Raw genomic sequence first — 18396 nt, forward strand, 5'->3', positions numbered from 1 at the left:
CGCTCAGAGAAGGTACTGACAGGTGGATCGGGGGGTGTAGACGCCGTGGCCCGCGCGTCCGGTGAACTCCCGCTCGGTGATGACCGGTTCGCCCCGTGAGAGCACGGTCTCGACCCGTCCGGTGACGCGCTTGCCCTCGTACGCCGAGTAGTCGACGTTCATGTGGTGGGTCTCGACCGACATGATCTGCTCGGCGTGCGGGTCGTAGATGACGACGTCGGCGTCGGCGCCGGGTGCGATGGTGCCTTTCTTCGGATACAGGCCGAACATCCGGGCCGGGGTGGCGCAGGCGATCTCGATCCAGCGGCGGCGCGAGATGTGTCCGTCGACGACGGCCTGATGGAGCAGGTCCATGCGGTTCTCGACGCCGGGGAGGCCGTTGGGGATCTTCGAGAAGTCGCCGCGGCCGAGCTCCTTCTGGCCGGTGAAGCAGAACGGGCAGTGGTCCGTCGACACGACCTGGAGGTCGTTGGTGCGCAGGCCGCGCCACAGGGCCGCCTGGTGCTCCTTGGGTCGGAGGGGCGTACTGCACACGTACTTCGCGCCCTCGAAGTCCGGTTCCGCGAGGTTGTCGGTCGACAGGAACAGGTACTGGGGGCAGGTCTCGCCGAAGACGTTCAGGCCCTCGTCGCGTGCACGGGCGATCTCGGCGACGGCTTCGGTGGCGGAGACGTGCACGACGTAGAGCGGGGCGCCGGCGACCTGGGCGAGCTTGATGGCGCGGTGGGTGGCCTCGGCCTCCAGGAGCGCCTTGCGCACCTCTCCGTGGTAGCGCGGGTCGGTCTCACCGCGGGCCAGCGCCTGTTCGACGAGCACGTCGATCGCGATGCCGTTCTCGGCGTGCATCATGATGAGGCCGCCGTTCTCGGCGGAGCGCTGCATGGCGCGCAGGATCTGGCCGTCGTCGCTGTAGAAGACGCCGGGGTAGGCCATGAACTGCTTGAAGGAGGTGACGCCCTCCTCGACCAGCAGGTCCATCTCCTTGAGCGTCTCCTGGTTGACGTCGGAGACGATCATGTGGAAGGCGTAGTCGATGGCGCACTGGCCGTCGGCCTTGGCGTTCCAGGCGTCGAGGCCTTCGCGCAGGGAGTGGCCGACGCTCTGGACGGCGAAGTCGATGATGGTGGTGGTGCCGCCCCAGGCGGCGGCCCGGGTGCCGGTCTCGAAGGTGTCGGAGGCGAAGGTGCCGCCGAAGGGCAGTTCCATGTGGGTGTGGGCGTCGACGCCGCCTGGGATGACGTACTTGCCGGTGGCGTCGATGGTCCGCTCGGCCGTCCACGACTCGGCCGCGGTCGTGCCCGTCGCGGCGAGGGCGGCGATCCGGCCGTCCTCGATCAGGACGTCGGCGTGGATCTCGTCGGACGCGGTGATGACGAGACCACCCCGGATGACGGTACGGCTCATGCTGCCTCTCCTTCCGGTCGTGCGTGCGCTGAGGGGGGTGCGGGGCTGTCAGGGGCTGAGGCCGGCGCTGTTTCCCGGCGGGAGGGCTCGTGAGGCGGTTCGCGAGCGGGACCGTAGGGACCGCCGTGCCGCGGGTGGCTCCGGGCGCCGCCGTCCGGCGCCCGGAGCCGGTCCGGGCCCGCGGCACGGAACGTCCCTAGGGCGCGGTCAGCGGACCGTAGGTCCCCGGGGCGCGGTCGCGGTAGAACTGCCACCGGTCGCGGACCTCGCGGAGTTTGGCCATGTCCAGGTCGCGGACGACGAGTTCGGTCTCCTTGTCGCTCGCCACCTCCCCGACGAACTGCGCTTCGGGGTCCACGAAGTACGAGGTCCCGTAGAAGTCGTTGTCGCCGTACTCCTCGACGCCCACGCGGTTGATCGCGCCCACGAAGTACTCGTTGGCGACGGCCGCGGCCGGCTGCTCCAGCTGCCAGAGGTAGCCGGACAGGCCGCGTGAGGTGGCCGAGGGGTTGAAGACGATCTCGGCACCCGCGAGGCCGAGGGCCCGCCAGCCTTCCGGGAAGTGCCGGTCGTAGCAGATGTAGACGCCGATCCGGCCGACGGCCGTGTCGAAGACGGGCCAGCCGGAGTTTCCGGGCCGGAAGTAGAACTTCTCCCAGAATCCGGGGACTTGGGGAATGTGGGTCTTGCGGTACTTGCCCAGGTAGGAGCCGTCCGCGTCGATCACGGCCGCGGTGTTGTACAGGACGCCCGGCTGTTCCTCCTCGTACATCGGCAGCACGAGGACGAGGCCCAGTTCCTTCGCCAGCGCCTGGAAGCGCCGGACGATCGGGCCTTCGGGGATCTGCTCGGCGTACGCGTAGAACTCCTTGTCCTGGACCTGGCAGAAGTAGGGTCCGTAGAACAGCTCCTGGAAGCACAGGACCTGTGCGCCCTGCGCGGCCGCGTCGCGGGCCGCCTGCTCGTGGACCTGGATCATCGATTCCTTGTCGCCGGTCCATGCGGTCTGGAAGACGGCGGCGCGGATCACTCTGCTCATCGGGACCTCCGGTCGCTCGGTGTGCGAGGAGCTTAGGAATCCCGGACCCGGTCTTTGAGTTGCACCGTGTCACGTCCGAAGTGCTGTGCCGTTCCACGGTGTCACCTCCGCGTCCTTCCGTGTTTCGTCTGAGTCGTCGTGTGTTTCACCGCTGTTGCCCGTCGGGCTCTCGCCGTTGTCGGGCGCCTGGATTCCCTTTGCCCCGCAGACACCTTCACCGTGGTGGCGCATGGAGCTTCACCGTTGTTGTGCGTCGTGCGCGAGCAGGGCGATGTGGACGGAGGCGGCCTGTTCGAAGTCGTCGAGGTCGACGCCGAGGCGCGCCTGTATGACCTCCAGACGGCGGTAGAGCGCGGGCCGGCTGACGTGATGGAGTTGGGCGGTGCGCGACTTGTTGCGGCCGGTGGCAAGGTAGGTCCGCAGGACGGGCAGGAGCCGTGGGTCGGTCTGCGGCCCCGAGAGCAGCCCGTCCAACTCCCGTTCCGCGAACGACTGGACGTGCGGGTCGTCCCGGAGCAGCCGGACGAGACCGCGCAGATGGACGTCACGCAGCCGCACCAGCGCGGGCCGGTCCTGGTCGGCGGGTGTGTCGGCGGCGGCCTCGGCGACGTGCAGGGCCTCCCGCAGTCCGGCGGGGACGTCGTCCCAGGCGGTACGGGGTCCGGCGGCGGCCACGGTGGTGGGCACACCGGTCTCGTGCCGCAGCCGGAGGGCGAAGTGCGCGGCCAGGGCGTCCGCGTCCTGGTCCCGGGCGAGGCTGAGCAGCAGGGCGGTGGCTCCGTCGGACAGTTCGGCGACGAGCCCCGGCAGCCCCAGCAGCCTCAGCAGCCTCAGCACCCGGTCGAGTTGGGCGGGATCGCCGTTGCGGACCACCAGCGGGACGAAGGTGCGCCGGTTGACGGGCAGTCCGGCGGCCCGCGCGCGCGGCAGGAGTTGGCGGGCCGGTACGACACCGCTCGCCAGGTCGGTCAGCAGGCCCTGCGCGGACTCCTCCTCCCAGGTGTGGGCGGAGCCGCCGAGCATGCGGTGCAGGACCAGTGCCTCGGCGGCACGGTCGGCGAGCAGCCGCCCGGTCGCCGCGTCGCCCCGGTGGCCGCACAGCACGATGCGGCCCCATCTCTCCCCCCGTCCGCCCAGTTCGGCACGGATCCATCCGTCGCCCTCGCTGCCGCCCGCCTGCCGGGCGATGCGGTCCCAGTCGCGCAACACGTCGTCGACGGCGGAGCGTTCACCGGCGGTGGCGAGGACGCGGTGGGCGAGGTTGGTGACGACGACGGGGCAGGCGGCGTGCACGGCGATCTCGTCGAGCATCCGCTGGAGCGGGGCCCCGGTGGTGATGAGTCCGGTGAGCGCGGTGCGTACGGCCTCGGAGAGGCTCACGGCGGCGAACTTGCTCCGCACCAGCCTGGACTGCACCTCTTCCGTCAACTCGGCGAAGGGGAAGGGCCGGTGGAGGACCACCATCGGCAGTCCGCAGCGTTCGGCGGCCCGGCGCATCACGTCCGGGGGCGTGGGAAAGGCCCGGCCGAGTCCGAGGACGACCGCGGCGGCCTCGGCGCGGTGCAGCGAGCGGATGTACTCGGACTGGGCGTCGGGGTCACCCGCGAGCAACACCCCTGTGGTCAGGACCATTTCGCCGCCGCTGAGCATGACGCCCACGTCGGCGGCCTCGGCGACGTGCACCCAGCGGACGGACCGGTCGAGGTGGCCGGCGCCCGCCACCACCTCGGGCTCTCCGGCGAGCACCCGGTCCAGGGCGAGGACCTGGCGTACCGACAGGGCGGGTTCCAAGGCGGTGGTCATGGCGGCGTTCCCCTTTTTCTGTGGCTCGGTTCGCCTCCGGTTCGCTGCGGCCGGTGCCGGTGATCGGGCGCGTACCCGATCCTTCGAGTCTTCGCGCGCCCGGTCCTCGACACCGTCCGCCTCTTCGGCTCACCCGCCCGTGCTCAAAATCCGTTACTGGGCCCGCCTCAGGGCGTGTTCCAGGATCGCCGCGCCCTCCTCCGCCTCCGCGACGGTGAGGGACAGCGGCGGTGCGATGCGCAGCACGCTGGTGTTGTGACCGCCGCCCTTGCCGATCAACAGGCCTTCCTCGCGGGCCGCTTCGAGTACGGCCGCGGCCCCTTCGGGGTTCGCCCGGTCGGTGCCGGGCTGGACGAGCTCGATGCCGATCATCAGTCCGCGCCCGCGTACCTCGCGTACACCGTCGAACTGCGCGGCGACCGCGCGGAGCCGTTCGATGAGCAGGCCGCCGACGCGCCGGGCGTTGCCCTGGAGGTCGTGTTCGAGGAGGTAGGTGAGGTTCGCGAGCCCCGCCGCCATCGTGACGGGTGAACCGCCGAAGGTGGAGATGGAGTTGGAGTCGAGGCAGTTCATGATCTCGGCGCGGGCGACGACGCCGCCGATGGACATGCCGTTGCCGATGCCCTTGGCGAAGGTCAGCATGTCGGGCGGGCCGGAGGCGGCGTGGGCCTGCCAGCCCCAGAAGTGCTCGCCGGTGCGGCCCCAGCCGGTCTGCACCTCGTCGGAGATCCAGAGGATCCCGTACTCCTGGAGGACGTCGCGGAAGGCCGCGTACAGGCCGTCGGGCGGTGCGGTGAAGCCGCCGACGCCCTGGACGGGTTCGGCGATCAGCGCGGCGGGCGGGCGCACATGGCCGAGCAGGTCCCTGAGGTCCTCGACACAGGCGTCGATGAACGCGGCGTCGCCGAGGTCGGCGTAGGGGCCGCGGGTGCGGACTCCGCCGTGCACGTACAGCGTCTGGAGCGGTGACAGGGAGGTGGGTGACCAGCCCTGATTGCCGGTGATCCCGACCGCGCTGAACGACCGGCCGTGGTAGCTGTTGCGCATGGCCAGGATCTGGTTGCTCCGCCGGTATGCGGTGGCGAGCAGCAGGGCCGTGTCATTGGCCTCGGTGCCGGACGTGGTGAAGAAGACACGGGCGTCCGGGATGCCGGACAAGTGGGCCACGCGCTCGGCGAGTTCGACCATCGGCCGGTTGAGGTAGAGCGTCGAGGAGTGGATGATCCGGCCGGCCTGCTCGCTGACCGCCTTCGTCACCTCGGGCAGGGCGTGAGCGGTCATCGTGGTGAGGATGCCGCCGAAGAAGTCGAGGTACTTGTTGCCCTCGGCGTCCCAGACGTGGCGGCCTTCGCCGTGGGTGATCTCGATCGGGTCCGCGTAGTAGAGCGCGAGCCAGTCGGGCAGGACGGCCTGGTGGCGGGCGTACAGGTCGGTCATGGCTGCACCAGCCCCTCGTAGGCGTCGGGGCGCCGGTCGCGGTAGAACGCCCACTGCTGACGTACTTCCTCGATGAGGTCGAAGTCCAGTTCGCGGACGACGAGTTCCTCGGCCTTGTCGCTCGCCGTCTCGCCGACGAACTGTCCGCGCGGGTCGACGAAGTACGAGGTCCCGTAGAAGTCGTTGTCGCCGTACTCCTCCTGCCCGACCCGGTTGATCGCGGCGATGAAGTACTCGTTGGCGACGGCCGCCGCGGGCTGTTCGAGCTGCCAGAGGTGGGCGGAGAGACCGCGGGAGGTGGCGGACGGGTTGTACACGAGCTGGGCGCCGTTCAGGCCGAGTTGCCGCCAGCCTTCGGGGAAGTGCCGGTCGTAGCAGATGTAGACGCCGATCCGGCCGACGGCCGTGTCGAAGACGGGCCAGCCGAGGTTGCCGGGCTTGAAGTAGTACTTCTCCCAGAAGCCCTTCACCTGCGGGATGTGGTGCTTGCGGTACTTGCCGAGGTAGGTGCCGTCGGCGTCGATCACGGCCGCGGTGTTGTAGTAGAAGCCGGACTGCTCGATCTCGAACACGGGGACGACGATCACCATGCCGGTCTCGCGCGCGAGCTCCTTCATTCGGGTGACGGTGGGCCCGTCGGGGACCGGCTCCGCCCAGCCGTAGTGCTCCGGCTCCTGGACCTGGCAGAAGTAGGGGGCGTTGAAGACTTCCTGGAATCCGATGACCTTGGCACCCTGCCGGGCCGCCTCGCGTGCGTGTTCCTCGTGCTTGGCGACCATGGATGCGGTGTCGCCGGTCCAGGTGGCCTGGACCAGGGCGGCACGTACGACGTTGGCCATGAGCTGCTCCTTCGACGGGACGTCAGAGAGCCTCTACGCCCGTAGACAAAGGCTGTAGAGGCTCGAAAGTAAGCCCCCCGGACAGCCTTGCCAAGACCATCGTCGTTAACCCGCTGAGTCGATCACGTTTCTGACCCCCACGGGTGAGTGACGTGGCCGGTGTGACCGGCCGGTGCGGCCGATCGGAGGACCGGCGGAGGGCGGCACGCGCCCGCGCGCGGCCGCCCACGCGCGCCGCCCTCCGCAGACACCCACCGCCGTCCGGGAGCACCACCGTCCGCGCGCAGGGTCGGCCGGGGTGACGTGACCGGCCGGGATGGCGTGACCGCCTCGCCGCGCGGGCGGTCACGCCGTGAAACCGGCGACGCGCAGGGCGTGGACCAGGTCCCACTGACATTCGTCGGACACGCTCCGGGCCGCCTGCAGGAGGAGCGGTACGAGGCGCTGCGGGTCCGACTCGGCGCTGCGGGCGGCCTCCTCCGGAGTGCGTACGCGGACGTACGCGTCGAGGAGCGCGCCGATCTCGCGTCCGCGGCCCTCGTCGGCGAGGCCGAGTACGGCGGCCCCGATCTCGGGTGCGGGCCGGGTGACACCCTGGCGCAGCATCTGCCGGCCGTCTTCGGTACGGCCGGCGGCGTCGAGCGCGTCGGCCGCGGCGACCAGCCGGTCGGCTGGCAGTGAGGCCGCCTCCCAGAGCAGCGTGGCCCAGTCGGCGTCGAGGCCGGCGCGGTGGAGTTCGGCGGCGAGCAGCGGGAAGCGTGCCGGGGGCCAGTACGCCGCTTCGACGAGCAGGGCGTGTGCCTCACCGCTGCGGCCCTCGCTCCGCAGCCGGGTGAGCGTGGCGACGGTCTGCGCGGTGAGCCGGCGCGCGTCCGCGTCCGGCGGCTCCGCCCCCGTCCCCGTCTCCGTCCGCGGGCGCGCGGGTTCCTCGGCGGCCCCCGCGAAGCGTGCGCCGCGGGGCGTACGCCTGCCCTGCGCGGGCGGTGCGGGCAGTATCGGTGCGGTCTCGTGCACGGACGCGGGCGTCACGTCCGGCTCCGTCATCCCGGCGAAGCGGGCGCTGCCCCGGGGGCGACGCTTCGAGCGTCTCTTCGGCTGCGTGTCGGGGCCGGGCGGGGTCGTGCCGTCGCCCGTCGCGCCCGACGGGGTGCCTTGGCCGTACGCCCGCTCGGCGCCCGGCGCGAGGTCCGCGGGCGGGGAGCCGGGCTCCGCGTCGACGGCGGGCGCGGGGCTCGCCGGAGGGGACCAGGGCCCCGTCCGCTCGGGGATCGTCCGCTCGGGGACGTTCGGGCGGGGGTCGGGGCTCGATCCGGGACCGGGGGCCTGTCCGACACCAGGGGATTGTCCGGCATCGGGGGCGGGGCCGGGGGCGACAGGGCTCGCGGCGGGGTCGTACGTACCCGCTCGTGCGCCCAAATATGCGCGGGGGCGCACGCTGGGCGTGTCCTCCTCCGCGCCGCGCCGGGCATCTCCCGTGCCGGACGGGCCCCTTTCGAAGCGGTCCCTTTCGGAGCGGCCCCCTTCGGACAGTTCCTCTTCGGACGGGTCCGCCCAGTTCTCCGGCTGCCGCGTCCAGGCGCCGTCTTCGGCGGCCGGGGCCGGAAAGCTCAACGCGCCCTGCGCGCGGGTGCGCAGGGCGTGACGGTCGACGTTGTCCATGCGGTGGCGCAGTTCGGTGCAGCGGGCTCTGGCGCGTTCGTGATCGTCCTGAGCCCAGGCGAGGTCCAGGCGGATCCCCTCGGCCTCTTCCCGGGAGGCCGCCGAGGGAAGCAGCCTGGCCAGTTCGGCCTGGCGTTCGGCGGCGTAGCGCTGTTCGCGGAGCATGACGTCCAAGCGGTCGCCGAGGGCGTCCCGGCCGCCCGGACGGGTGTCGTACGCGGCCAGCGAGGCGTTGTGCAGGGCGCGGGCCCGTCCGGTCTCCTGGGCGTGGGCTCGCTCCCCGTACTCCGCGAAGACGTCCTGGAGGAGCGCCTCCACGACGTCCCAGGGCGGTACTTCCGAGCCTTCAAGGCACGCCCGCATACCGTCGGGGTCGCGTTGCCAGAAGACCCCGCACCAGCCGCCGCCCCGGTCGAGCCGCTTCACCAGCCCGTTCAGGTACCGCGCGAACTCCAGTACCTGTCCCGGGAGTTGTTCTACAGCCATGGCCCAACTCCCCGCCCGACGTGAGTACTCCGACCCGATAGAAAACACCAACCGTGTTACGGATCGACTACGGGGAGTTTTCGGCACGGACGCGGTGCCGCCGGCGATGGACACCTCGCCGTACTGCCGTTCGGACTTGCCGAACGCCGGGAGACCCCGCACGCCTCCCCCATCGGCCGCAGACGACGGGGCCTGCCGCACCCACCACGCGCGGACCGGCGCCCGGGGCGCGCGGAGGGCCACCGCCGCCCGGCACGCGCGGAGCGCTACCGCCTGGCACACCCGGAGCACCGATGCCGGTACGCGCGGAGCCCCGATGCCGGCACACGCGAAGCGCCGATGCCCGGCACTCACGGAGGGCCAACGCCGACACACGCGGGGTGGGGGCCGATACCCACCCGCGCGGAGGGCCGATGCCCAGCCCGCACCAAGACCGCCGCTCCGGCCGACACCCGGACCGCGGGCCCGGACCCGCAGGCCCGGCCCCGTAGACCCGCACCCGGAAGCGGCCCGGCCCACGGTGGGCGCGGGCCTTCGCGCCCGCCCGGCAGCCGCCCCGTCCCCCGCCGGAGCGGGGGACGTTCCGGCGGCCTCAGATGCGACGCGCCTCCCCCGCGGCCACGCGGGGCAGGACGAGCCGAATGAGGGCGGCGACGCCTTCGTCGTCGTTGCTGGGCAGCACGATGTCGGCGGCGCGCAGGGTGTCCTCGTGGGCGTTGGCGACGGCTGCGGCGAGCCCGGCCGCGTGCAGCATGGGGATGTCGTTGGGCATGTCACCGACGGCGGCGGTGTGTTCCGGCGCGAGTCCGCGCCGCTCGGCGAGCAGCCGTAGCGCCTCCCCCTTGTCGACACCGGGGGCGGACAGTTCCAGGAACGCTCCGGTGGACCGTGTGATGACCGCGCGGTCACCGATGACCGAGGCGAGCACGGCGGCCAGTTCGTCCACGAGCAGCATCGGGTGGGCGACGAGGATCTTGACCACCGGGTCCGAGTCCACCGCTGCGGACGCGCGCTCCACCACCGTGTGGCGCCAGAGGTTCGGCACCAGCCGGACGAAATCCGTGTCCAGCCGGAGCCCGGACACGGAGTCGACCCCCACCGCGATCCCGGGCACCGCGTCCCGCGCCGCGCGCAGGATCCCCGCCGCGTCGCCGGAACCGAAGCCCCGGCAGTCCAGCAGCCGCCCCGACACGACATCGACGGTCACCGCGCCGTTGCCGCACACGATGGGCCCCGTGAGGCCGTAGCGCCGGGCAAGGTCCAGGGTGTCCCGGGGCGGCCGGCCGGTCACCCCCACCACGGCCACCCCGGCCCGCGCCGCCTCCGCGAGGGTGCTCAGGGTGCGTTCGCGGATGGCGCCGGCCGAGTCGAGCAGGGTGCCGTCGAGGTCGGTGCAGACGAGCCGCACGACCGTACGTGCGCGGCGTCCGCGCCCGGCCGTGGTTTCCGTACGGATGGAAGGCCGCGCCTCGCCGGGCGGCGGCTCCTGCGAAGTCGCCACGCCGGAGCGGGCGTTGGTGTTCGACATGGCCGGAGGTTAATGACTACGCGCGTAGACGACAAGGGAATATTCCATGAATTCAACAATCTCTTGATCACGCGCGAGCGCGGGCACCCGACACGGGACGCTCGAACCCGGGCCGGCACCCCCGTCCCGCATCGACCGAACCGCCCCGGACCAGGCACGACCACCCTCGGCAGGCACGACCGAGGGCCCGGCAGGCACGACCCAGGGGCCCGGCAGGCACGACCGAGCGCCGGGCGGGGGCGGCCGACCGGGACCCTCCGCCGATGGGCGGGAATCGGCCGGTCGACAGGACCGGCCGGCTGGCGCAACCGATGCGGCCGTCAGACCATCGGCACCAGGGCGCACCGCACGACAAGGTCGTCCATCGAGAGTCCGAGGGCCCGCGCCAGCGCCGCGACCGTGAAGAAGGCCGGCGTGGGTGCCCGCCCGGTCTCGATCTTGCGCAACGTCTCCGCGGAGATCCCGGCCACCCCCGCGATATCCGTCATGCTGCGCCCCGCACGGGCCTCCCGCAGCAACCGGCCGAGCCGCTCGCCGCGTTCGCGCTCTTCGGGGGTCAAGGGGTTTCGGACCATGGGCCCATTCTAATACCGGTATAGTAATTGGCATGGTGGAACTGAAGACGGACACATCGATCGACGAGATGCACGCGGCCGGCCAGGTCGTGGGCAAGGCGCTCACGGCGGTACGGGAGGCCGCCGACGTGGGCGTCTCCTTGCTGGAGCTGGACGAGGTGGCGCACCAGGTCCTGCGCGACGCGGGCGCGAAGTCGCCTTTCCTCGGCTATCGCCCCTCCTTCGCTCCCACGCCCTTCCCCGCGGTCATCTGCGCCTCCGTGAACGAGGCGATCGTGCACGGCATCCCGACGAAGCACCGGCTGCGCGACGGCGACCTGGTCTCCATCGACTTCGGCGCCGAACTGGGCGGCTGGGTGGGCGACTCGGCGATCAGCTTCATCGTCGGCAGGCCGCGCGCCGAGGACGTACGGCTCGTGCAGACCGCCGAGCGTGCCCTGGCCGCGGGTATCGAGGCGGCCGTCGTCGGCAACCGCATCGGGGACATCGCGCACGCCGTCGGCACGGTGTGCCGTGCGGCGGGGTACGGGATCCCGGAGGGCTTCGGCGGGCACGGCGTGGGCCGCCACATGCACGAGGACCCGCCCGTCCCGAACGAGGGCCGTCCCGGCCGCGGACTGCGCCTGCGGCACGGGATGGTCCTGGCCATCGAGCCGATGCTCATCGGCGGCGGCACGGACGGCTATCACGAGGCACCCGACGGATGGACACTGCGGACCAACGACGGCTCCCGAGCGGCCCACGCGGAGCACACCGTGGCCATCACGGACTCGGGCCCCCGCATCCTGACGGCGCGCTGACCGTTCGGGCGTCGGACGGCGCGCCGACCGTTCCGGCGTCGGACTGCGCTCCGAACCGTTAGGGCGTCGGATGGCGCGCCGACCGTCGGGTGTCGACCGCCGCGGGGCAGAAGGGCGCTCCTGCCCCGCGGCCCGACCGCTACGGCGTGGGCCGCACGACCATGGCCGATCCTCCGCCCCGCCGGACCTTCTCCGCCGCGGCCAGCCACCTGCCGTTCGCCAGGCGCTGGACGCCCGTTGCCGCGCCGATCTCCGGGTTCACCTTGAAGGAGTGGCCGATGCCTTCGAGCCGCGCCCTCAACGGGCTGTCGTACAGACCGGGTTCGAGCTCGGTCTGGGCGGCGTTGCGCTGGCTCGCGCGCGGTGCGGCGATCGCGTCGACCAGCGGCAGGCCTCGGTCGACGAACTCGGTCAGTGTCTGCAGCACGGTTGTGATGATGCTCGCGCCGCCCGGCGAACCGAGTGCCACGACGGGCCTGTTGTTCCGGTCGAGCACGATGGTCGGCGAGATCGACGAGCGCGGGCGCTTGCCGGGACCCGGCAGGTTGGGGTCGTGCACGGCCGGGTTGGCCGGGGTGAAGGAGAAGTCCGTCAGCTCGTTGTTGAGGAGGAAACCGCGTCCCGGCACGGTGATGCCGCTGCCGCCGGTCTGTTCGATGGTCAGCGTGTAGGCGACGACGTTGCCCCACTTGTCGGCCACCGTCAGATGCGTCGTGTTCTCGCCCTCGTACGTCGTCGGGGCGGCGGTCCCGGCGGTGGCGCAGGCGGCGGGACGGCTCGGGTCGCCCGGAGCGAGCGGGCTCGTCAGCACCGCGTCGTCCTTGATGAGGCAGGCACGGCCGTCCGCGTACTTCTGCGAGAGCAGGCCCTTGGTGGGTACGTCCTCGAAGGCCGGGTCGCCCACCCAGCGGCCCCGGTCCGCGAAGGCGATCCGGCTCGCCTCGATGTAGTGGTGCAGGTACTGCGTCTCGCTCGCCTTCGAAAGGTCCGTCTTCTCCAGGATGTTGAGCGCCTCGCCGACGGTGGTGCCGCCGGAGGAGGAGGGAGCGATGGAGTAGACGTTCAGACCGCGGTACGAAGTCCTGGTGGGCGCCTGACGCTTCGCCCCGTACGCCGCGAGATCCTTCAGGGACAGCTTGCCGGGGCGGGCGTTGTAGCCGGACGCCGGGTCCACGGGCGGCTCGTCGACGGTGTGGACGATCTCCCGGCCGAGGTCGCCGTGATAGACGGCGCCCATCCCCTTCCTGCCCAACTCCTTGTACGTACGAGCCAGTTCGGGATTCCTGAACGTCGATCCGACGACCGGCAGCGAGCCGCCGGGCAGGAAGAGCTTCGCGGTGGCGGGGAAGTCCTTGAAGCGGTCCTGGTTCAGCTCGGTCTGCGAGCGGAAGGTCGCGTCGACCGTGAACCCCGCGCGGGCGATGCGCTCGGCGGGCTCCAGGACGGTGCCCAGGCGTCTGCTGCCCCAGGTGTCCAGGGCGGTCTGCCAGGTGGCGGGCGTGCCCGGCGTGCCCACGCTCAGCCCGCTGGTGACGGCGTCCGCGAAGGCGAGCGGTTTGCCGTTCTCCAGGAACAGTCCGGAGTCGGCGGTCAGGGGGGCCGTCTCACGTCCGTCGATCGTATGCACCGTACGGGACTTGGCGTCGTAGTAGACGAAGTAGCCGCCCCCGCCGATGCCGGACGAGTAGGGCTCGGTGACACCGAGGGCCGCGGCCGTGGCGACGGCCGCGTCGACGGCGTTGCCCCCTTTCCTCAGCACCTCGATGCCGGCGGCGGAGGCGTCCGCGTCGACGCTCGCCACGGCGCCTCCGTAGCCGACCGCGACGGGCACCTTCGCGACGGACGGCCTCACGGCCGTGCCCGCCGCCGGCGCCCCTGCCGGCGCCGCCGCACCCACTAACACCGTCGCGGCCGAAACCGCCAGGACCGTCAGATTCCTCGCAAGAGGGCGTCGCATCCGTACCTCCAGTCAACAGCCGTCTGCGCAGCGTAACTGCACTGCCATGCCCGCGTCAGGCCCCCTCGAACACGGTTCCGTGAGCCCGCTAGCATGCGCGCACATGACTGACGACGTGCGCAACATCGTTCTCGGCGTCCTGGCGGCCGGCATCAGTGCCGCGCTCGGCTGGCTCGCCCGTACCTATCTGTGGAGGCGCAAGCTCCGCCGCAAGCAGGCGTTCTTCGGGCTGCCCGACAACTCCGAGTCGCTGCTGGTGGTGAACCGCGAGGCGGGCGGCCCCGAGCTCACGGTGATGCGCCACGACGTGTTCGCACTCCTCGAACTGTCCGCGCTGATCAAGGACTGCGGCGCGCACGCCCAGGTCATCGCGCACGACGCGACCCAGCAGGGATTCGGCGAGCGGACGGAGTTCTGCGTGGGCGGGCCGGCCTCGAACCGGCGCATGGCCGCGCATCTGCACTCCCTGCTGCCCGGCGTCCACGTCAACGTCGACTCCGAACCGGGGCCCGACCGGGGCGCCTTCCAGATCGGCACCGAGCACTACCGCCTGGAACCGGGCAAGGCCGAATACGTGATCCTCGCCCGGCTCACCGCGGGCCAGAGCCGTGACGTGAGACCGGTCTTCCTGTTCTGCGGCCAGCGCGCCATCACCAACCAGGCGGCGACCCGCTATCTCGCCCGCAACCACACGCGCCTCGCCCGCAAGCACGGCGGCAACAGCTTCGCCCTGCTCCTGAAGGTCGTGAACTCCCAGGCGTACGGCCCCGATGTCGTCGAGGTCGTCGCGGACGTCACCCGCGCCGCCCAGACGCCGCTGCCGACTCCCCCGGAGCCGGAGACGGCAGCGGGCGCCAAAAAGGGCGCGGCGTCCTCGACGACACCGGCCACGGCTCGGTCACGCCGGCGCACGACGCCCGACTCGCAGGACGCCTGACCCGCCCGACGCTCCGGCAGTCCGCGCGGACACCCCCCGGCAGGGTCCCGGCTGATCGAAATGAACACTTCAACAATCGTTACTCGCACGTAACTTACCGACGGGTTACTTCAAGTAAGGCGCCAAGGTTACCGTCGGGTCACTTTGCACTGACCATGTGAGGAGTGACCCGTTGGGAAACGGTCGCAACCCCCTGCGCACATCCGCCGTCGGCGCCGTCTCCGCGACGCTGATCGCCGCGGCGGGCCTGGGCCTGGCGCCTGCCGCCCAGGCCGCCGGCAGCCCGAGCGCCGTCCGCTTCGTCGACATCTCCGGTGACGGCGGCACGACGCTCAAGGCCAACGTCGTCATCCCCGCGGGAGCCGACGGCACCCGCGGCTACCCGCTCATCGTTCTGCCCACGAGCTGGGGCCTGCCGCAGGTCGAATATCTGGCACAGGCCCAGAAGCTCGCGAACTCCGGGTATGTGGTGGTCAGTTACAACGTCCGCGGCTTCTGGCAGTCGGGCGGGGAGATCGACGTCGCCGGCCCCCGCGACACCGCCGACGTGTCCAAGGTGATCGACTGGGCACTCGCCAACACCCCGGCCGACGCGCGGAAGATCGGCGTGGCGGGCGTCTCGTACGGTGCCGGGATCAGCCTGCTCGCCGCCGCGCACGACCAGCGCATCAAGGCGGTAGCGGCCCTGAGCGGCTGGGCCGACCTGACCGCGTCGATCTACTCCGGCCGTACCGAACACGTCCAGGCGGCGGCCCTGCTGGACGGCGTCGGCCACATCACCGGCCGTCCCAGCGCCGAGACCCAGCAGGTGTTCAAGGACTTCTTCGCCTCGAACCTCTCGAAGGAGCAGGATCTGATCGACTGGGGGAAGAAACGTTCTCCCGAGACCTACGTCGATCAGCTCAACAAGAACGGCGCCGCCGTCTTCATGGCCAACGCCTGGGGCGACACGGTCTTCTCGCCCAACCAGTACGCGAAGTTCTACGGGGAGCTGACCGGGCCCAAGCGGCTGGAGCTCCGCCCCGGCGACCACGCCACCCCCGAGATCACCGGCCTGTTCGGACTCCCCAACGACGTGTGGACCGACACCGGCCGCTGGTTCGACCACTATCTGGCGGGCAAGGACAACGGCGTCGACCGCGAACAGCCGGTGCGGATCAAGTCCCGTTCCACGGACGGCTACGAGGGCTACCCGGACTGGAAGTCGATCGGCGCGACCACGCGGAAGATCGCCCTCGAGGGCACCACCACGATCCACACCAACGTCGACTCGGGCGCGGACGGCGGGGTCATCTTCCTGTCCAGCATCCTCGACCAGCTCACGCGGATTCCGCCGATGGCCGCGATCCCGCTGCTGCCGCGCTACTGGGCCGCGGTGTGGCAGTCGGAGCGGTACGCGAGCACCCAGCGCGTACGCGGCACCGTCAGGCTGCACACCACGGTGACCGGCACCAAGGAGAGCGGCACCCTCGTCGCGTACCTCTACGACGTGGGCCCGTTCGGCCTCGGCAAGCTGGTCAGCAACGCGCCGTACACCTTCCACGGGCAGACGCCCGGCGAGCCGTTCGGCGTGGACCTGGACCTGTTCTCCACGGCCTACGACGTCCCGGCGGGGCATCGTCTCGCCCTGGTCGTCGACACGGTCGACCCGCTCTACATCGAGCACAACCCGTCCGGCGCGCAGCTGACCTTCTCCTCGCCGGAGCACGACCCGTCGTATGTGTCGGTGCCCCTGCGCGAGCAGTGATCTCCGGCTGCCGCCGGCCGGGCCTGGCCCTGTGAGCTGCTGCTCCCCCTGCAGTGTCGGGGCTGTGGGGGGTACCCCACCCGGCAGCAGCGTCCCTGGTTCGGCCGGAGCCACGTCCACGGCCTCGGTCTCGGGACTGCGCCGCTCCCACCGGAACACCCACGAGGCGAACCGGAAGAACAGCACACCCATCCCGATGCAGATCGGCGCGATCACCGTCACCACGGGGATGAACGGCAAATCGTAGTCGAGGATCGGTGCGATCAGCTTCCCAGCGCCGAGGAAGTCTTGATACGTGAAGGGCGCGGGACCTGGCCGCGCCCCCAGCGCCAGGAGAACTGCCGCCCGGAGGGGCACGGGCGGGGCGGCACCCGGGCGGCAGGGCCCGGCGCGTCGGCCCCGCGTGGGACGCGGTCGCCGTACGGCCGACCGGCCTCGCCGCCGACGAGACGTGCGCGTTCACCCGTCCACGGACGGATCGACTGATCCGGATACCGATTCCCTTGCCTCACCCGGCAGTTGAGGATCCGTTCGGGGACAGGCCCCTGGACGGGCGGATCACGGCCACCTCTCCCTCGGCGCCGGTGAGGTCGACGTCCCGCGGAACATGCGGCTCCCCTAAGAACTCCTAACAGAATGAGGCTGGACGACCTTGTTGTGCCTGAAGATCTGGTTCAGCACCATGAGCCCTGACAGATGCAGGTGGGCAGAGTGGAGGGTGCACGGTGGAACTGATCAGTCTGTCGGATGGTGACAACAGCTTCCGGGTGCGTGTGCTGGGGCGTCGGTCGCCGGGTGTGCTGCATCTTCACGACCAGCTCGATGCAGAGGTGCTTGTCACGAGCAGCTTCGTCAGCGGTCGACTGGTCATGTGTCTGTTTCCTTCCGATCTGGAGGACTGGTCCCGTGCTCTGGACCTGCTTGCTGCCGGTCAGGACATCTGCTGGCGGGATGACGACCACAGCCCCGAGATCAGGATCCAGCCGTGGAACGAAGAACATGAGACTGTCGCTGTCCGTGTAGAGGATCTGGGTAGTTCATGCGTCTCTGTGTTCCTGCCCATGGGGCTGAAAGAGGATTGGCTCGACGAACAGCGGATGCTGCTTGGTCGGGTGCTGGAGCAGTGGCCGCGCGAGGTCCTGGAGTCCTCACCGGGCGTCTACGAGTGGCGTCGCTGAACTGACGCCAGGCGGCGCCAGCAGATGAGTGCGCATCCGAGGATGAGGAATGCTTCGTGGATGTCGTCGCGTATCTCCCAGCGGATCCGCAGGCGACGGAACCAGTGCAGATGAGCGAACGCGCGTTCCACGACCCAGCGTTGGGTGCCCAGGCCGGAGCCGTGCTCGGTACCGCGGCGGGCTATCAGCGGCTTCACACCGAGGTCCCAGACCAGTCGGCGGTACTTGTCGTGGTCGTAGCCACGGTCGCCCAGCACCACGTCCGGGCGGCGCCGGGGCCGGCCGCGCTTGCCGCGCACCGGTGGCACGGCTTGGAGCAACGGGATCAGCTGGGTGACATCGTTGCGGTTACCGCCGGTCAAGGTGGCAGCGAGCGGGACGCCGGCGGCGTCAGTGATCAGGTGATGTTTGCTGCCCGTCCTGCCCCGGTCAACGGGACTTCGTCCCGTCTTGGAGCCCCTTTTAACGCGCGGATGTGGGAGCCGTCGACCGCAGCACGGGAGAAGTCCAGGGCATCCGCGCCGCGGAGCTTGGCAAGGAGGACCTCGTGCAGCCGGGCCCACACCCCGGCCTCGGTCCACTCGGCCAGGCGGCGCCAGCAGGTCATGCCCGAGCCGAAGCCGAGTTCCTGCGGCAGGTGTTCCCAGGAGATGCCGGTGTGCAGCACGAACAGGATGCCCTGGAACACCAGCCGGTTCGGATGTCGCTTGCGTCCCGGATGCCGGGCCCGACGCTCAACCTTGGGCAACAGCGGCTCGACCACCGCCCACAACTCGTCATCGACTTCCCACGGCTTCGGCCGAGCCACCCCACACCCCCGGATCATCAGTCCCGGAGTGATCCAACCACCAAGAAGATCATTTCGTTAGGAGTTCTAAGTACGTGTGACGCGGTACGGCTCGATCGACGGATCGACAGCCATTCCGGCCCTGCCCACTCTCGGCCGGTTCGGTCAGCGCAAGCCATCCACGCACATCGTCACGAGACGGGCGACACGCACGCGGGGG

14 protein-coding genes and 1 pseudogene are annotated in these 18396 nt (G+C 70.9%); 4 read left to right on the forward strand and 11 right to left on the reverse strand.

The genetic code is table 11. From position 1 onward, the window contains the following. Positions 1-3 precede the first annotated feature (3 nt). The 8 genes from hydA to ACIQRL_RS13730 all read right to left on the reverse strand — a co-directional run bounded on the left by hydA (position 4) and on the right by ACIQRL_RS13730 (position 10770). On the reverse strand, positions 4-1404 hold the full coding sequence (gene hydA / locus ACIQRL_RS13695; protein ID WP_401331117.1) for a dihydropyrimidinase: 1401 nt from the start codon (positions 1402-1404) through the stop codon (positions 4-6). A gap of 196 nt (positions 1405-1600) precedes the next feature. After that, positions 1601-2443 (reverse strand): nitrilase-related carbon-nitrogen hydrolase, encoded by an 843-nt coding sequence (locus tag ACIQRL_RS13700; protein WP_351125899.1) that lies wholly within the window; start codon positions 2441-2443, stop codon positions 1601-1603. A gap of 237 nt (positions 2444-2680) precedes the next feature. Continuing rightward, positions 2681-4246 (reverse strand): PucR family transcriptional regulator, encoded by a 1566-nt coding sequence (locus ACIQRL_RS13705; RefSeq protein ID WP_401331119.1) that lies wholly within the window; start codon positions 4244-4246, stop codon positions 2681-2683. 153 nt (positions 4247-4399) lie between these two features. After that, the gene (locus tag ACIQRL_RS13710; protein WP_401331121.1) at positions 4400-5683 is read right to left on the reverse strand and encodes an aspartate aminotransferase family protein; all 1284 of its coding nucleotides are present in this window, start codon (positions 5681-5683) and stop codon (positions 4400-4402) included. Further along, the gene (locus tag ACIQRL_RS13715; protein ID WP_401331123.1) at positions 5680-6522 is read right to left on the reverse strand and encodes a nitrilase-related carbon-nitrogen hydrolase; all 843 of its coding nucleotides are present in this window, start codon (positions 6520-6522) and stop codon (positions 5680-5682) included. The genes ACIQRL_RS13710 and ACIQRL_RS13715 overlap by 4 nt, the downstream gene beginning before the upstream one ends. A gap of 345 nt (positions 6523-6867) precedes the next feature. Further along, entirely contained in the window at positions 6868-8667 is a 1800-nt protein-coding gene (locus tag ACIQRL_RS13720; RefSeq protein ID WP_401331125.1) for a hypothetical protein, read from the reverse strand. Positions 8668-9259: 592 nt separating this feature from the next. Then, on the reverse strand, positions 9260-10195 hold the full coding sequence (locus ACIQRL_RS13725; RefSeq protein WP_401331127.1) for an HAD hydrolase family protein: 936 nt from the start codon (positions 10193-10195) through the stop codon (positions 9260-9262). Between the two features lie 320 nt (positions 10196-10515). Continuing rightward, positions 10516-10770: a helix-turn-helix domain-containing protein gene (locus ACIQRL_RS13730; RefSeq protein WP_401331129.1), complete on the reverse strand. Its 255-nt coding sequence runs from the start codon at positions 10768-10770 to the stop codon at positions 10516-10518. 32 nt (positions 10771-10802) lie between these two features. Between ACIQRL_RS13730 and map the strand changes: the two genes are divergently transcribed. Further along, a complete protein-coding gene (gene map, locus ACIQRL_RS13735) occupies positions 10803-11570 on the forward strand; it encodes a type I methionyl aminopeptidase (RefSeq protein WP_401331131.1) in 768 nt (255 codons plus the stop codon). A 139-nt stretch (positions 11571-11709) separates the two neighbouring features. On the opposite strand, the gene ggt is transcribed toward map, so the two are convergent. Next, a complete protein-coding gene (gene ggt, locus ACIQRL_RS13740) occupies positions 11710-13527 on the reverse strand; it encodes a gamma-glutamyltransferase (RefSeq protein WP_401331133.1) in 1818 nt (605 codons plus the stop codon). A gap of 103 nt (positions 13528-13630) precedes the next feature. Between ggt and ACIQRL_RS13745 the strand changes: the two genes are divergently transcribed. Next, on the forward strand, positions 13631-14464 hold the full coding sequence (locus tag ACIQRL_RS13745; RefSeq protein ID WP_401331135.1) for a hypothetical protein: 834 nt from the start codon (positions 13631-13633) through the stop codon (positions 14462-14464). Positions 14465-14636: 172 nt separating this feature from the next. Further along, positions 14637-16211, forward strand: a complete 1575-nt coding sequence (locus ACIQRL_RS13750) for an alpha/beta fold hydrolase (protein ID WP_401331137.1) — start codon at positions 14637-14639, stop codon at positions 16209-16211. Positions 16212-16286: 75 nt separating this feature from the next. Here ACIQRL_RS13750 and ACIQRL_RS13755 read toward each other — a convergent pair. Beyond that, positions 16287-16508 (reverse strand): annotated as a pseudogene (locus ACIQRL_RS13755) (amino acid ABC transporter permease); the annotation flags it as partial. A gap of 428 nt (positions 16509-16936) precedes the next feature. Between ACIQRL_RS13755 and ACIQRL_RS13760 the strand changes: the two are divergent. After that, a complete protein-coding gene (locus tag ACIQRL_RS13760) occupies positions 16937-17389 on the forward strand; it encodes a DUF5959 family protein (protein ID WP_401331139.1) in 453 nt (150 codons plus the stop codon). Here ACIQRL_RS13760 and ACIQRL_RS13765 read toward each other — a convergent pair. Beyond that, positions 17371-18215, reverse strand: a protein-coding gene (locus ACIQRL_RS13765; RefSeq protein ID WP_401331141.1) for an IS5 family transposase whose coding sequence is annotated in 2 segments (ribosomal slippage) — positions 17371-17855 and positions 17855-18215 — 846 coding nt in all. Because the reading frame shifts where the segments join, the coding sequence is not laid out codon by codon here. The genes ACIQRL_RS13760 and ACIQRL_RS13765 overlap by 19 nt on opposite strands. Positions 18216-18396: the final 181 nt, after the last annotated feature.

This window comes from Streptomyces sp. NPDC091209, assembly GCF_044757755.1.
In the GTDB taxonomy this organism is placed as follows: Bacteria; Actinomycetota; Actinomycetes; order Streptomycetales; family Streptomycetaceae; genus Streptomyces.